The organism is Sphingobium sp. TomTYG72, from assembly GCF_055394715.1.
This window is the reverse complement of sequence record NZ_AP027336.1, coordinates 329063-342926: the sequence shown is the minus strand read 5'-3', so window position 1 is coordinate 342926 and position 13864 is coordinate 329063. Positions and strand designations below refer to the sequence as shown.

Sequence of the window (13864 nt, the reverse complement as noted above, 5' to 3'; positions counted from 1 at the left end):
CGCCCAAAGGGCGCCAAAGCCTACCCCTCCACCGCAATCACCCGAGCCAAAGGCTGCATCGGGTGCGTCACCACGCTCACCTCCACCAGCTCCAGCGCCAGCAGCTCACGCGGCCCAGCTCCCCGCGCCTCCCGCACCCGATAGCCAAAGGACAGCCCATCCACCGCGCGATCCCTCAAAGCCCGCGCCGCTGCCCTCCCAGCGCCAGTCCGCCCCGACACTCGCCCGATCACGCGCAATCCGCGCGCATCCTCCTCGACCCGCTCGACCGTCCCGATCGCCTCACCCGGCAAATGCTGCCACAGCAGCGGCACCCCCGCCGCCACGCCCGCAAAGGCCCCCGGCCGCACCACGTCGCCGCCATGATCCACCCGATCGAACACCGCCGCATACCCCGCGAACCGAACATCCCCCTCTCCAACCTCCGTTCGCTTCGAGCGCAGTCGAGAAGCGTCAAGCACCCCCTCCCCACTCATCCGCGCACCATGCTGATCAGCCCAGCCTTCACCGCCACGCCCAGCAGCACCAGCGCCATCACGATCCGCACCGCCCATCCAACCACAGCCCCACGCGCCGCCTTCTTCGCGTCGCGCCAGGCGGACAACAGCTCACGCAACTCCCGCACATCGCCCTCCGCGCTCCGATCGCTAAGCCCCAGCCGCTCCAACGCCCGCCCCGCGCCCAACTCGCTCGCCTCCTCGATCAGCGCGCGGATCATCACCATGTCCATCTGCCCCGGCGCAGCCTCAGCCTGCGCCACCAGCCGCGCCAGCATCTCGCCATCATATTTCATCAAAACAGCCCTCCTTCCCCTCTCCCCTTCAGGGGAGTTCGGGGTCGGTCATGCCCCCAGCATGACCTAAACAACACGGGGTGTTGTTTACCCCGAACTGGCAGCGAGACTTGGCGGCGCCAGCCGCCTAGTCGCAGCGGGAGAGGGAAACACCCTCTCCTCAAACTCCCAACATCGCCCTCTTCTCATCCGCCGAGAGAAAATCCGCCGAAGCCACCCGCTCCCACAAAGCCGCCCGCTCATCCGACAATGCAGGCACCGCATCCATATCAACCGCCAAAGCCAAACCCGGCCACCACCCCTGCAACCCTTGCGCCAGCCCACCGCAGATCTTCGCCACCAACGGCAGGATCGTCTGCCGCCACAACGCCTTGTTCGCCTCACGATAATTGGCGTAAGCATTATCCCCCGGCAGCCCCATCAGCATCGGCGGCACCCCGAATGCCAGGGCGATCTCCCGCGCCGCCGCCGCCTTCAATCCGACAAAGTCCATCTCCGCAGGCGTCAGACTCATGGCCTTCCAATCCAGCCCGCCCTCCAGCAACATCGGCCGCCCGGCATTGGCCGCGCCGGAAAAGGCCACCTCCATCTCCCGCTTCACCCGCTCGAACTGCTCAGGCGACATCACCGACCCGTCCCCCGGATCGTAAACCATCGCTCCCGAAGGCCGCGCCGCATTGTCCAGCAAAGCCTTGTTCCAAACCGTCGCCGCATTGTGGATCGCCACCGCCCCCGCAGCCGCCCCAACACAACCCAGCCCATAATGATCATCCAGCGGATGCAGCGCCTTCAGATGCAGGATCGAAGCCCGCCCCGCCGCATCCTCAGGCAGCAACCGCGTCACGCTGTCCCCGACCCGATAGAGATAAGCCGCAGGCCACCCCCGCGCATCCGCCTCGACGCTCACGCGCTCAGGCCGGAGCGCGTACAATTCGACCGGCTTGCCGTCCGCCCCCGCCATCACCTGCACATAACCATTGCCATGCAACAGCAAATGGCTCGCCAACGTCTCCACCAACCCCTGCCCCGCCGAACAGCGCGTCAGCAGCGAAAGCACAGGCCCGCGCTCCTCCTCCTCAACCCCGTTCACCGTCAACGAAGTCGCCCCCGCACCCTCCGACACCAGCCGCAATGCCCGCTGCGCCACCGGATTACCGATCACGCCGCTCCGCACCTGCGCCTCATAGGAAGCCGGCCACTCCCCCAAAGCCACCGCGCCCGAACCCCAGGCACGCGCCAACACCGGCCGCGCGCCCCCGGGCGCCGCCCTCGCCCCAAAGAATTTCATGAGACCCCCAAAAACAAAAATCCTCTCCCCTTCAGGAGAGAGGATAGTGAAGCTTGGCGGCGCTCAGCCGCCTAGCGAAACTTGGAGAGGGGGAACCCCCTCGCCCCAACTCAAGGATTACGCCGCAAAACCCGATCGCATTCCGCGTTGGTCCCCTCACTCTTCCCAATAACACGCCCAGCCACAGCCCCAGCCGCACCCGCCAGCAAGGACTCACCCAAACTCCCGCCAGCCAGCGCACCGACGCCAGCACCGCCAGCCGCACCAATCACCGTCCCACGATCGCGCCCCTTCTTCGCCTGCAACAGGCAATAGCGCACATCGTCGCGATCACGCGGCGCCGCCCGCGCCACCCGCGCCCGTTCCTTCCCGTTGAGCGAAGCCGCCATCACCGGCGTCGCAACCAAAGTCGCGCCAACCGCCATCATCATGATCTTTGCAACCCTCATGACATTCTCCTTTGTAGGACTTCCGTTCGTTTCGAGCGAAGCCTGTCCTGAGCTTCGTCGAAGGATCGAGAAACGAGTTTAATAAGCTGACGAGGGTGCGAAAGTTCCTCAAACCGCCCGTACCCGCGCATCCCCGCGCCGTCCCAGCATCAACTCGGTCAAAGCCCAGACCAACGCATCCGCCCGATCCGGCGACCGCCCCGGCCCGACATAACCACCCCCGGCGATCAGCCCGCACATCTCATCCTCCAATGCCCAAAACGCCCCGCGATGCCGCACGCGCCCAGCCTCATAAAGCGCCGCCACCGGTTCAGCCCGCGCAGCCTTCCCCCGGCTCGCATGGACCAGCCGCACAGGCAGCGCCGCCTCCGCCGCACGCAGCACGCTTTCCACCATCGCCCCGCCATTATTCGCTTCAGCAATCACCCGATCAGCACCATGCACCGCCGCCGCATCAGCCACCGCCCGCGCCCAGCCTTCGGGGCTCGCCTTCTCCACGCTCGCGTCGGCGATGACATAGGCCCGGCCGTCACCGCCAATCCCTGCCACCACGATCCCGCAAGCATCACCATGCGCCGAAGCCGGAGGATCGACCCCGATCACGACCCGCGACAGCAACGCCCCGCCATCCCCACCACCCGGCACATGCGCCACCCGGCACCGCTCCAGCAGCGCCCGGTTCCAAAGCGCGCCCTCGACCTCCTCGATCAGCTCGCCATCCAGCTCCTGCCGCCCCAGCCGGGTCGCGCCATAGCTCCGCTCCATCGCCGCCACGAAGCCATCGGCAAGGTTCACTACATTGTCCGCCGTCCGCCCCCGCGTCACCGCGACATCGGCACCGTCCCGCGCCACCAGCCCGCGCACCAGCGCCACCGGGCGCGGCGTAGTCGTCGCCATCACCTGAGGCGCCTGCCCCAACCGCATCCCCATCATCATATTGTCCCACGCCGCTTCCCCCTGCGGCCATTTCGCAATCTCGTCCGCCCAGCCATGGCTGAACTGTGGCCCACGCAGCGATTCCGGGTCCGCCGCCCCAAACAGCAGCGCCATGGCTCCATTGGGCCACAGCAGCCGCCGCAGCGCAGGCGAAAAGACCGGCCGGTTCCACCAGGGCGCAATCGACAACAGCCCCGAAGGTCCCTCCACCATCACGCTCCGCGCCTCACCCAAAGTCGCGCCCACCAGCGCAATCCGCGCTTGACCGTCACTCTCCGCAACCCGCCGCACCCATTCCGCCCCGGCCCGCGTCTTCCCAAAGCCACGCCCCGCCATCATTAACCAGATGCGCCAGTCTCCCTCAGGCGCCAACTGCTCCGGCCGGGCGAGCCATCCCCACTCATGTTCCAAGGCCTGCGCCGCCGCGCCGTTCAGCCCCGCCAGCACCCGCTCACGCGCCGCATCAGGCAGGGCCGCCAACCTCTCGAAATCCGACATGCCACCCATCGGCTGCCCCTTTTGCGTCATATTTGGACCAGCCCCACCAACCAACATGTCCCCCTCCCGCAGGCGGGAGGGGTTAGGGGTGGGCGCGAGCGCAGCGAGCTCCAAAAATCAGCCGTCGCAAAGCGACGCCTATTGTAGCGCAAGCCCACCCCCGCCCCCACCAGGTGGGAGGGAAGATGAACCAAACTCACCCCTCGCCACGCCGCTCCCGCACCCGCTCCAACGCCTCCCGCAACCGCTCGACCGCATCCGCCCCATCCGGCCTCTCAACCGCATCCGCCGCCAGCCTCTCCCCCGCCTCGCGCCGATGCTGCACCAGCAATCGCACCCCCACCGCATTGGGATGCCCTCGCTTCACCTTGCGGCTCTTCACCATCCCCTCGCCGTCCAGCACCACCTCTTCCTCTTCCGTGCCGAACAAAGCCTGGCGCAACAGCAGCGCCTCCAGTTCGGCATAGCCGACGCTCAGCGCCTGCGCCCATTCGCGCGCAAATCCCGGATCGCGCCGCTTCTGATAATAGGCGCTCGACAGGTTCTTCCCCGCCACCCGCGCCGCCTCGCTGACATTACAAGTCGCCGCCAGCGTCTCCATGAAGACCTTGCGCCGCTCGGCCGTCCAGCCGTCCCGGCGCACCGCCCGCAACTGCGCGCCGCTCCCGGTGGCGCCGCGCTGGCTCCGCTGCACGGTCAACTCCCTGTCCGGCGCGTCGCTGGCTTTGCCTGAAAAGCGCCGAACCACCTTCGCGCCATTCTCATGCCCCATCCCCTCGCCCCTCCGCTATCCCAACGAAAAAGGGCCGGTCCCTTTCGGACCAGCCCTTGCCGCGTCACCGTTCCGGCGACTCACAATTCCCAATATCGACTTAACTGCCAGAACAGCGTGACGATGTCAAGATATATGTTCCAAATAGGTTCGTTCAGGATGCTCGCATGACTTCAATGCCCTTCATTTCCGCCACCAGCGCTTCGGCAAAGCTCGGCCGCGCGCAGATTTTCTCCAACCATTGCTCCAACCGGGGCCAGCGCCCACCTTTCAAGCTCGAACTGCAATAGCCGACATTGATCAGCGGACAGGCAACAGCAATATCGGCCAGGGTAAAGCGATCCTCCACCAGAAAGCCGCTTTCCGGAAGAATCTTCTCGACATAATCGCCAATCTTCGGAAGCTGCTCCGTCTCCGCCCGGTCTGCCGCCGCCAAATCCTGCGGCATCCCCAGCAACGGAGCAACCATGCGATTGAAGAAGATAGCGGCCCCGGCGGATTGCACAATGGTATCGCCAAACTCCTCATACCAGATCGTCCGCGCACGCGCTTTCGGTTCTGCCGGGATCAATGCGGGATCGGGCTTGACGGCATCCATATAGGTTATGATCGCGCTGCTGTCGCTGATCAGGAAATCACCATCCTGGAACGCAGGCATCTTTCCGAAAGGCGACGCCCGCTCGAAAATCTCCCCGCCCTGGCCAAAGCCGCCGGGCTTCACTTCCGCCGCCAGCCCCTTCTCGGCTGCAAATACGATAACCTTGCGCACAAAGGGCGATGGACGCGCGCCATAAATGATCATGAGAGTCTCCCTACTAATCGACGGGACACCTCATCTCACATCAGTATCGAAATGCAACCTAAATTCACATGCGCGCCCTGCCGCTGTCGGCAGGCGCACGGCTATAGTCGATCCTGATCCGCACCCAGCTTCCGACCATCGCCTTCCCATTGACGCGCGGCGGGCGCACAAGAAACTGCCACGCCGCCAATCGCACCGCGCGGGCAAAGCCCGATCCCTGCGGCGATTCTCCCAGCGCCTGGCAATTTTCCACGCGGAAATTTTCCACCGTCTTGCACGCCACCAGCCCCCATCCACCGGCAGGCGCATTGGCGGGCATATACCCGCCCAGTTCCGCTGGGGTTGGCCGCCTGTACCATTCCGCCTCGAACAGCTGAACGCCGCCCGGCCCTTCGCCCGGACCCGCCGCTGCCGGACTATTTCCCTGACCTTCCGTCCCCGATCCGGGCTCCTTCGGAGCCATCTTTCCGATATCCGCCGACGCCATCTGCGCGCTGTCGAGTTCCAGAAACGGCACGGTGACAGGCGGCGAAATCACCGGCAGCTCCACCAGCGGCTTTGGCACCGGCATTGGTGGTTGAATTTCCGCCTTTTTCTTCGGCACCGCCGCTTCGGCCCGTTTTTTCTGCGGCTCAACGCTTTTCTTCGCGGCAGCCTCGGGCGCGGCAGCCATTTCGAACGTCACGAGGTTACGCGGGTCCTCCTCGCGCAACTCGGGACGCGGCGCCAGAGTGAGCAGCGCCAGCAGAAGCAACCCGTTCAGCCCCAGCGCAAACAGCAGCCCACCCGCGCGTTCACGCACTTTCGACCAGGATGGAGAAGTCATCGTCACGTAATAGGGCGGCCGGGCTGTTGACACAGGAACGGGGTTGATGCCCAGACGCCACCCCCGCGTCAACGCCGCCACATTGTTTCGACTTCGCAATGAAATCGAAAGCGCTGGCCGTCCCCTGCAATCTCCGCTAGGCCCGCCTCCGATGCTCACCAAGCTTTATCAATGGACGCTGGCCAAAGCCGCCCACGCCCATGCCGAACGCTGGCTCTTCGTCATCTCCTTTATGGAGAGCAGCTTCTTCCCCATTCCCCCGCATCCGCTGCTCGGCCTGATGTGCCTTGCCCGGCCGGAACGGGCGATCCGCTTCGGCATCATCTGCACCATCGCCTCGGTGCTGGGCGGCATGCTCGGCTATGCGATCGGCCATTTCCTCTATGAGGCCATCGGACAACAGATCCTCCACGCCCTCGGCCTCGCCGCCAAATTCCCCGTAGCTGCCTGCTATCTGCGCGACTATGGCGCGGAAATCATATTGGTGAAGGGCGCAACGCCCATCCCCTTCAAGCTCATCACGATCACGGCAGGCTTCATTGGCCTGTCGCTCTTCACCTTCCTCTGGGCCAGCATCCTGTCCCGCGCCTTCCAGTTCATGCTGGTCGGCTTCCTCTTCTGGAAATTCGGCCGCCCCATAAAGGCGTTCATCGAGAAATATCTCGGCCTTCTCTCTGCGGGATTCCTCGTCCTGGTAGTCGGCGGATTCATCGCGGCTTCGATGCTGTCGGGCGGCGGGCACAAGAACGACAAGTGCAGCCACGCCACCATGGCCACCATCCGCTGATCCCTACCCGATGATCCAGCTTCCCGCCCGCTTCCCAAAGCTCACGGCCCTGCTCGCCGGTTTCATCGCCGCCACCGGATTTGAACCGCTCAAGCTCTGGCCAGTCACCCTCGCCTGCTTCGCGCTGCTCCTCTGGCTCATCGAAACCGCCCCCAACCGCCGCGCCGCTTTCACGCGTGGCTGGCTGTTCGGCCTCGGTCACTTCACCCTGGGCCTAAACTGGATCGCCCACGCCTTCACCTTCCAGGACGCCATGCCCCACTGGTTCGGCTACGGCGCGGTGGTCCTCCTATCCCTCTACCTCGCGATATATCCCGGCCTGGCAACGCTGGCGACGTGGTGGCTCTCCACAACCTTCCCCTCCCGCAAGCGGGAGGGGCAGCGAGACTTGGCGGCTATGCCGCCTAGTCGCAGCGGGGTGGGCACCAGCACCCTCCCCTTCACTCTTCTCTTCGCCGCCTGCTGGATCGCCAGCGAATATCTCCGCGCCACAGCCTTCACCGGCTTCGCCTGGAATCCGCTAGGCGTCGCCCTGCTCCCCACCGGCATAGCCATCTCTGCGACCCTGATCGGCACCTATGGCCTGGGCGCCCTCACCATCCTAGCCGCCGGAGCCCTCCTCCTAGCAACCCGCCGACACTTCCGCGCAGCAGCCGCCCTCACCGCACCCCTCGCCGCTCTCGCCCTCTGGGGCCTCCTCACACCTGCCCTGCAAACCCCCGCAGGCGCGCCCCGCATCCGCGTAGTCCAACCCAACATAGGCCAGGACGAAAAATACTCACCCGAACTGGAAGAAGCCCACTTCCGCACCCTAGCCACCCTCTCCGGCACACCCCGTCCCGCACCGCGCCTCATCTTCTGGCCCGAAGCCGCCATCCCCGCCTATCTCGACATGGAACCGCAATGGCGCGCGCGCCTCGCCGCGCTGCTCGGCCCCGGCGACCTGCTCATGACCGGCGCGACCAAAGTCTATTTCAAGCAGGTCGAGCAAAACGGCATCACCACCGACGCCCTCGCCGGAGCGAACAACAGCCTCTTCATCGTCTCTCCCCAGGCACAACTGCTCGGCCGCTATGACAAGGCGCACCTCGTCCCCTATGGCGAATACCTCCCCATGCGCGCCCTGCTCCAGCCGATCGGCCTCTCCCGCCTGGTCCCCGGAGACGCCGACTTCTGGCCCGGCCCCGGCCCGCAAAGCCTGACCTTGCCCGCCACCCTCGGCCGCCCGGACCTCAAGATGGGCGTCCAGATCTGCTACGAAATCATCTTCTCCGGCCATGTGATCGACGCAAAGAACCGCCCCGCCTTCCTCTTCAATCCCTCCAACGACGCCTGGTTCGGCAATTGGGGACCGGTCCAGCACCTCGCCCAGGCCCGCCTGCGCGCCATAGAAGAAGGCATCCCCATCATCCGCTCCACCCCCACCGGCGTGTCAGCGGTGATCGACGCGCGCGGCCACGTCCTGCGCGCGCTCGGCCTCCACCGCGCCGGCTATCTCGAAGGCGCGCTGCCCCCCGCGCTCCCGCCGACGCTGTTCGCGCATCTGGGCAATTGGGCGCCCTTCCTGTTCATGGTGCTGCTCGCCGGACTTGCCATTGCCATCCGCAAGGCGAAGGGCTAATAGGGCACATAAACTTTTCTTTATGTCGCTTTTGAAGCCATCCTGCTAACTGGAGTCCCATGCGCAGCAACTATCTCTTCACCTCGGAATCCGTGTCCGAAGGCCATCCCGACAAGGTCGCGGACCAGATTTCCGACGCCATCGTCGATCTGTTCCTGTCCAAGGACCCCGAAGCCCGCATCGCCTGCGAAACGCTGACTACAACGCAGCTGGTCGTGCTGGCTGGCGAAATCCGCTGCAAGGGCGTCTATGAAAATGACCAGTGGGCTCCCGGCGCACAGGAAGAGATTGAGCGCGCCGTCCGCGAAACCGTAAAGCGCATCGGCTACGAGCAGGACGGCTTCCACTGGGAAAGCTTCCGCTTCGAAAACAACCTCCATGCCCAGTCCGCCCACATCGCGCAGGGCGTCGACGCCGCCGGAAACAAGGATGAAGGCGCTGGCGACCAGGGCATCATGTTCGGCTTCGCCTGCGACGAAACGCCCGACCTCATGCCCGCGACGCTCGACTACAGCCACAAGATCCTCGCCAAGATGGCCCACGACCGCCACAGCGGCCGCGCGCCCTTCCTGGAACCGGACGCCAAGAGCCAGGTCACGCTGCGCTTCGAAAATGGCAAGCCCGCCGCCGCGACCGCCATCGTCGTCTCGACCCAGCATGCCAAGGGCTATGACGAAGGCGCCAACGAAGCGGAGCTGAAGGACTATGTGAAGGGCGTCATCGCCGAAGTCCTTCCCGGCGATCTGCTCTCGGACGAGACCGTCTATCACATCAACCCCACCGGCAGCTTCGAAATCGGCGGCCCGGACGGCGACGCAGGCCTCACCGGCCGCAAGATCATCGTCGACACCTATGGCGGCGCATCGCCTCATGGCGGCGGCGCCTTCTCGGGCAAGGACCCGACCAAGGTCGATCGCTCGGCGGCCTACATCACCCGCTATCTCGCCAAGAACATCGTCGCCGCTGGCCTCGCCCGCCGCTGCACGATCCAGCTCGCTTACGCCATCGGCGTGTCGGAGCCGCTCTCGCTCTATGTCGATACCCACGGCACGGGCACTGTCGACGATGCAAAGATCGAGGACGCGATCAAGTCGATCAAGGAACTGGGCGGCCTCACCCCGCGCGGCATCCGCACCCATCTCGGCCTCAACAAGCCCATCTATCGCCCCACCGCCGCCTACGGCCATTTCGGCCGCAAGGCTGAAGGCGACTTCTTCCCGTGGGAGCGCACGGACCTGGTCGAAAAGCTGAAGGCCGCGCTCTAAGCTTTCCTACTGGACAAAAAAGGCGCGCGCGGCACCTGCCACGCGCGCCTTTTTTTGACTAGCCGTCCATCCTATGGAGTGTGGTTACATTGGCGCGCTTTCCCATCACCGTTCGCCCTGAGCCTGTCGAAGGGCTTTACTTCCTTTTAGAAAGGAAGCGGCTTCGACAAGCTCAGCCCGAACGGATCGGGTGATCCATGTAAGAAGGCAGGCCCAACCAACCCCGCAAACCATCCCGCTTGCCCCCAAAGCCCCGCCCCGCTAAGCGCCCGCCCATGACCGCGCACAAATCCGGCGACCCCACCACGCTCAACCGCCTCTATGGCCGCCAGTCGGGCCACAAGCTCCGCGCCGGTCAGCAGGAGCTGGTCGATACCCTGCTCCCCGCCCTCTCCGTCCCGGAAGAAGGGGAGATCACCGCCGCCAACCTCTTCGGCTATGAGAGGCCGCTCCATTTCGAGATCGGCTTTGGCGGCGGCGAACATCTCGCCTACCGCGCCGACCTGCTGCCCGATCACGGCTTCATCGGCTGCGAGCCGTTCCTGAACGGCGTCGTCACCGCGCTCGGCCATGTCCGCGATCAGGCGCTCGGCAACATCCGCCTCCATATGGGCGACGCGCTTCAGGTGCTCAGCCGCATTCCCGACGGCGCGCTCAGCTTCGTCTACCTCCTCCATCCCGACCCCTGGCCCAAGGCCCGCCATGCCAAGCGCCGCATGATGAACCCCGGCCCGGTCGAAATGATCGCCCGCAAGCTGAAGCCCGGCGGCGAATTCCGCTTCGGCACCGACCATCCCGTCTATCTGCGCTGGGCGATGATGGTGATGAACGGCCACCCCGATTTCGACTGGCTGGCGAGCGAGCCCAAGGACTTCCTCACCCGCCCCGGCGGCTGGCCCGAAACCCGCTACGAAGCCAAGGCCCGCCGCCTCGGCCATGAAGTCTGGTATTTCCGTTACAGGCGCAAGTGAATGAACGATCATCCGACATCCGCAATCCCCTGGGATCAGCCCGCCACCCTCATCGACCTTGAAGGCCGCGCCCCCGTCATCGGCACGATCCGTGACTGCGCCCAGCATTTCGCGGTCTTCAAGCCGCACGCCCGCGAACAGGCCCGCGTCCTCCTGACGCAACCCATTCACCGGGCGGGGCGCAAGACTCGCACCTGGATCCTCGAACCCTTCGAAATCGAGCAACTCGCCGACCGGCTCCGCACAGAAACGCACTGATCGCAACCGGAAGCGGTGGCCCTGCGCCAAATGGGCCGTTAGAACAGCGGGATGAGCGTTCCTCCCCTGATCACCCGCCCCCTTTCGATGATGCGCGCCTTCCTCGCGGCGGAGGCAGCGGGCGGCATCATCCTGATCGCGGCTGCGGCTCTGGGAATGCTGGTCGCCAACTCCGCCCTGTCGGCCGACTATTTCCACACGCTCCACATCGACCTGGCGGGGCTCAGCCTGCTCCACTGGATCAACGACGGCCTCATGGCGCTGTTCTTCCTGATCGTGGGCCTCGAAATCAAACGAGAGGTGCTGGACGGGCAACTCGCCCGATGGCCTGACCGCCTGCTGCCCGGCCTGGCAGCAGCCGCAGGCGTGATCATGCCCGCCGTCATCTATGTCGCCATCAACCGGGGAGACGCTACCGGCCTTCGCGGCTGGGCGATCCCTGCCGCCACCGACATCGCCTTTGCCCTCGGTGTGCTGGCCCTCCTCGGCCCGCGCGTGCCCGGATCGCTCAAGATATTCCTGGCGGCGGTGGCGATCATCGACGATCTGATCGCCGTCCTCATCATCGCCCTCTTCTACAGCGGACAGCTGAGCCTCCTGCCCCTCGCCCTGGCCGTCGCAGGTCTCGCCTGCCTCGCGCTCTGCAATCGGGCGGGGGTCGACAGCCTCTGGCCCTATGTACTGATCGGCGTCTTCGTCTGGTTCTGCGTGCTGCAATCCGGCATCCACGCCACGCTGGCCGGGGTCGCCGTCGCAATGACCATCCCCTTGCGAAAGACCCCAGCCGCCCCCGACGACCAGCATTCGCCGCTGTCCCGCCTTGAACATGGCCTCCATCCCTGGGTCGCCTATGCCATCGTCCCCTTGTTCGGTTTCGCCAATGCCGGCGTGTCGTTAAGCGGGGTCGCGCTATCCGACCTGGCTCAGCCCGTCCCGCTCGGCATCGCGCTCGGCCTTTTCGCAGGCAAGCAACTGGGCATATTCGGCACCGTCTGGCTCCTGACCCGCCTCGGCTGGGCCAGCCGCCCGGCCCATTCCACATGGATGCAGGTCTATGGCGTCGCCCTCCTCTGCGGCATCGGCTTCACCATGAGCCTCTTCATCGGCGGCCTTGCCTTCGCGCCCCATCCCGATACAGGCGATGCGGCAAAGCTCGGCATCCTGCTAGGCTCTCTCGCCTCCGCCACCGCCGGTTTCCTTATCCTGCGGCTCGCGCCCGGCCTGATCAGAACGGAAAAAACATACTGATCGCCGCCACCGCGACCACGCAGGTGATCAGATTCAACGGCAATCCCACCCGCACGAAATCCATGTAGCGATAACCGCCCATCTGATAGACGATGACATTGGTTTGATAACCAAAGGGCGTCGCAAAGGCTGCGCTTGCCGCCATCATCACCGCGACCAGGAACGGCCGGGGACTGACCGCCAGACTATCGGCCAGCGCCACTGCAACCGGAGTCACCAGCACCGCCACCGTCGCGTTCGACAGCAACTCCGTCAGCACCATCGTCACCAGATACAGCACGACCAGCGCGATCAGCGGGCTCAGCCCATGCACGCTGCCGATCAGCATCCGGGAAGCATCCGCCGCCAGCCCGCTCTGCTCCATCGCGATGCCGATCACCACCATGCCCGCGATCAGGATCAATATCTGCGGCCGCAGCCCGCTATAGGCCTCATCCGCGCTGATCACCCGCAACAGGATCAGCACCACCGCCCCGGCAAAGGCGCTCGCCGCGATCGGCGCGACATCGATCGCCGCCAGCCCCACCGCCGCCGCAAAGACACCCAGCGCGATCGCCGCCTTCGCGGGCTTCAAAGGCCGAGGCTCGGCAAACACCGCCGGGTCGCCCACCTGCGCGCTGTACACATGCAGGGCATCGATCGGCTGCGCTTCTCCCTCCCGCTCGTCCGCCTCATGACGGCCGCCCAGCAGCTTCTTGCTGAACAGGAACAGGTAAAGCCCGCCGGCAAACGCCATCGGCACACCCACCGGCGTAATCTCGAAAATGCCAAAGCGCGGCTGCCCCGCCACGCTCGCCATGTCATCCACCAGCAGGTTGGTCGACGTGCCGATCAACGTGCAGCAGCCTGTCAGGATCGTGATGTAGGACAGCGGCATCAGGAACCGCTTGGGCGAAAGACCCAACGCATTGGCGACGTCGCGCACCACCGGCGCGCCCAGCACCACGATCGGCGTCGAATTGAGGAAGCAGGAGACCGCGCCGATCATCGACAACAGCAGCCACATGCCGGTCGCGCCCATCCGCCTGCACATCGCCACCGCCATCGCGATCGCCCGGTCGAGCAGGCCCGACAGCTCCAGCGCATAGGCAATGACGAACAACGACGCGAGCGCGATAATCGCGGGGCTAGCGAACGCGCCCTGCACATCGACCGGCCGCACCACGCCCGTCATCAACAGCACCGCCGCCCCGGACAGCGCGACGACATCGGCGCGCACCTTGTCCCAGATCAGCGCCGCGACGACGGCGGCCAGCACCAGCAGCGTCAGAACTTGGTCAATCGTCATGCGCCCCCTGCCTCGTGCCTGCCGCCGCCCCTGTCAACGCAGCAAGCGGGAAAAAAGATGTT

At 65.4% G+C, this 13864-nt stretch carries 15 protein-coding genes; 6 read left to right on the top strand and 9 right to left on the bottom strand.

What is annotated here, in order from left to right:
• Positions 1 to 20: 20 nt before the first annotated feature.
• The 8 genes from ACZ5U1_RS01845 to ACZ5U1_RS01810 all read right to left on the bottom strand — a co-directional run bounded on the left by ACZ5U1_RS01845 (position 21) and on the right by ACZ5U1_RS01810 (position 6364).
• The gene (locus ACZ5U1_RS01845; protein WP_464779127.1) at positions 21 to 461 is read right to left on the bottom strand and encodes an HK97 family phage prohead protease; all 441 of its coding nucleotides are present in this window, start codon (positions 459 to 461) and stop codon (positions 21 to 23) included.
• 11 nt (positions 462 to 472) lie between these two features.
• On the bottom strand, positions 473 to 793 hold the full coding sequence (locus ACZ5U1_RS01840) for a DUF6127 family protein (protein WP_464779126.1): 321 nt from the start codon (positions 791 to 793) through the stop codon (positions 473 to 475).
• 160 nt (positions 794 to 953) lie between these two features.
• Entirely contained in the window at positions 954 to 2081 is a 1128-nt protein-coding gene (locus ACZ5U1_RS01835) for a phage portal protein (protein WP_464779125.1), read from the bottom strand.
• Between the two features lie 110 nt (positions 2082 to 2191).
• A complete protein-coding gene (locus ACZ5U1_RS01830) occupies positions 2192 to 2530 on the bottom strand; it encodes a hypothetical protein (protein ID WP_464779124.1) in 339 nt (112 codons plus the stop codon).
• Positions 2531 to 2638: 108 nt separating this feature from the next.
• Entirely contained in the window at positions 2639 to 3973 is a 1335-nt protein-coding gene (locus ACZ5U1_RS01825) for a DNA-packaging protein (protein WP_464779123.1), read from the bottom strand.
• Between the two features lie 187 nt (positions 3974 to 4160).
• The gene (locus ACZ5U1_RS01820; RefSeq protein WP_464779122.1) at positions 4161 to 4736 is read right to left on the bottom strand and encodes a hypothetical protein; all 576 of its coding nucleotides are present in this window, start codon (positions 4734 to 4736) and stop codon (positions 4161 to 4163) included.
• A 154-nt stretch (positions 4737 to 4890) separates the two neighbouring features.
• Complete coding sequence (locus ACZ5U1_RS01815; protein ID WP_464779121.1) at positions 4891 to 5538, bottom strand: glutathione S-transferase family protein; 648 nt, start codon at positions 5536 to 5538, stop codon at positions 4891 to 4893.
• Positions 5539 to 5602: 64 nt separating this feature from the next.
• The gene (locus tag ACZ5U1_RS01810) at positions 5603 to 6364 is read right to left on the bottom strand and encodes a hypothetical protein (protein ID WP_464779120.1); all 762 of its coding nucleotides are present in this window, start codon (positions 6362 to 6364) and stop codon (positions 5603 to 5605) included.
• A gap of 151 nt (positions 6365 to 6515) precedes the next feature.
• Between ACZ5U1_RS01810 and ACZ5U1_RS01805 the strand changes: the two genes are divergently transcribed.
• From ACZ5U1_RS01805 to nhaA, 6 genes are all read left to right on the top strand, one after another.
• A complete protein-coding gene (locus ACZ5U1_RS01805) occupies positions 6516 to 7151 on the top strand; it encodes a YqaA family protein (protein WP_464779936.1) in 636 nt (211 codons plus the stop codon).
• A gap of 10 nt (positions 7152 to 7161) precedes the next feature.
• The gene (gene lnt / locus ACZ5U1_RS01800; RefSeq protein ID WP_464779119.1) at positions 7162 to 8772 is read left to right on the top strand and encodes an apolipoprotein N-acyltransferase; all 1611 of its coding nucleotides are present in this window, start codon (positions 7162 to 7164) and stop codon (positions 8770 to 8772) included.
• Between the two features lie 59 nt (positions 8773 to 8831).
• On the top strand, positions 8832 to 10037 hold the full coding sequence (gene metK, locus ACZ5U1_RS01795; protein WP_464779118.1) for a methionine adenosyltransferase: 1206 nt from the start codon (positions 8832 to 8834) through the stop codon (positions 10035 to 10037).
• Between the two features lie 275 nt (positions 10038 to 10312).
• Positions 10313 to 11008 (top strand): tRNA (guanine(46)-N(7))-methyltransferase TrmB, encoded by a 696-nt coding sequence (gene trmB / locus ACZ5U1_RS01790; RefSeq protein ID WP_464779117.1) that lies wholly within the window; start codon positions 10313 to 10315, stop codon positions 11006 to 11008.
• A complete protein-coding gene (locus ACZ5U1_RS01785; protein ID WP_464779116.1) occupies positions 11009 to 11266 on the top strand; it encodes a hypothetical protein in 258 nt (85 codons plus the stop codon).
• Positions 11267 to 11317: 51 nt separating this feature from the next.
• Entirely contained in the window at positions 11318 to 12514 is a 1197-nt protein-coding gene (gene nhaA / locus ACZ5U1_RS01780; protein ID WP_464779115.1) for a Na+/H+ antiporter NhaA, read from the top strand.
• Here the strand turns inward: nhaA and ACZ5U1_RS01775 are convergent.
• The gene (locus ACZ5U1_RS01775) at positions 12492 to 13802 is read right to left on the bottom strand and encodes an SLC13 family permease (protein WP_464779114.1); all 1311 of its coding nucleotides are present in this window, start codon (positions 13800 to 13802) and stop codon (positions 12492 to 12494) included. The genes nhaA and ACZ5U1_RS01775 overlap by 23 nt on opposite strands.
• Positions 13803 to 13864 lie beyond the last annotated feature (62 nt).

Excerpts from the sequence above, each read along its gene's own strand:
- metK (WP_464779118.1), top strand. The coding sequence starts at position 8,832 with ATGCGCAGCAACTATCTCTTCACCTCGGAATCCGTGTCCGAAGGCCAT.
- nhaA (WP_464779115.1), top strand. The coding sequence starts at position 11,318 with ATGAGCGTTCCTCCCCTGATCACCCGCCCCCTTTCGATGATGCGCGCC.
- ACZ5U1_RS01785 (WP_464779116.1), top strand. The coding sequence starts at position 11,009 with ATGAACGATCATCCGACATCCGCAATCCCCTGGGATCAGCCCGCCACC.
- ACZ5U1_RS01815 (WP_464779121.1), bottom strand. The coding sequence starts at position 5,538 with ATGATCATTTATGGCGCGCGTCCATCGCCCTTTGTGCGCAAGGTTATC.
- ACZ5U1_RS01775 (WP_464779114.1), bottom strand. The coding sequence starts at position 13,802 with ATGACGATTGACCAAGTTCTGACGCTGCTGGTGCTGGCCGCCGTCGTC.
- ACZ5U1_RS01840 (WP_464779126.1), bottom strand. The coding sequence starts at position 793 with ATGAAATATGATGGCGAGATGCTGGCGCGGCTGGTGGCGCAGGCTGAG.
- ACZ5U1_RS01805 (WP_464779936.1), top strand. The coding sequence starts at position 6,516 with ATGCTCACCAAGCTTTATCAATGGACGCTGGCCAAAGCCGCCCACGCC.
- ACZ5U1_RS01810 (WP_464779120.1), bottom strand. The coding sequence starts at position 6,364 with ATGACTTCTCCATCCTGGTCGAAAGTGCGTGAACGCGCGGGTGGGCTG.
- ACZ5U1_RS01835 (WP_464779125.1), bottom strand. The coding sequence starts at position 2,081 with ATGAAATTCTTTGGGGCGAGGGCGGCGCCCGGGGGCGCGCGGCCGGTG.
- lnt (WP_464779119.1), top strand. The coding sequence starts at position 7,162 with ATGATCCAGCTTCCCGCCCGCTTCCCAAAGCTCACGGCCCTGCTCGCC.
- ACZ5U1_RS01820 (WP_464779122.1), bottom strand. The coding sequence starts at position 4,736 with ATGGGGCATGAGAATGGCGCGAAGGTGGTTCGGCGCTTTTCAGGCAAA.
- ACZ5U1_RS01830 (WP_464779124.1), bottom strand. The coding sequence starts at position 2,530 with ATGAGGGTTGCAAAGATCATGATGATGGCGGTTGGCGCGACTTTGGTT.
- ACZ5U1_RS01825 (WP_464779123.1), bottom strand. The coding sequence starts at position 3,973 with ATGGGTGGCATGTCGGATTTCGAGAGGTTGGCGGCCCTGCCTGATGCG.
- trmB (WP_464779117.1), top strand. The coding sequence starts at position 10,313 with ATGACCGCGCACAAATCCGGCGACCCCACCACGCTCAACCGCCTCTAT.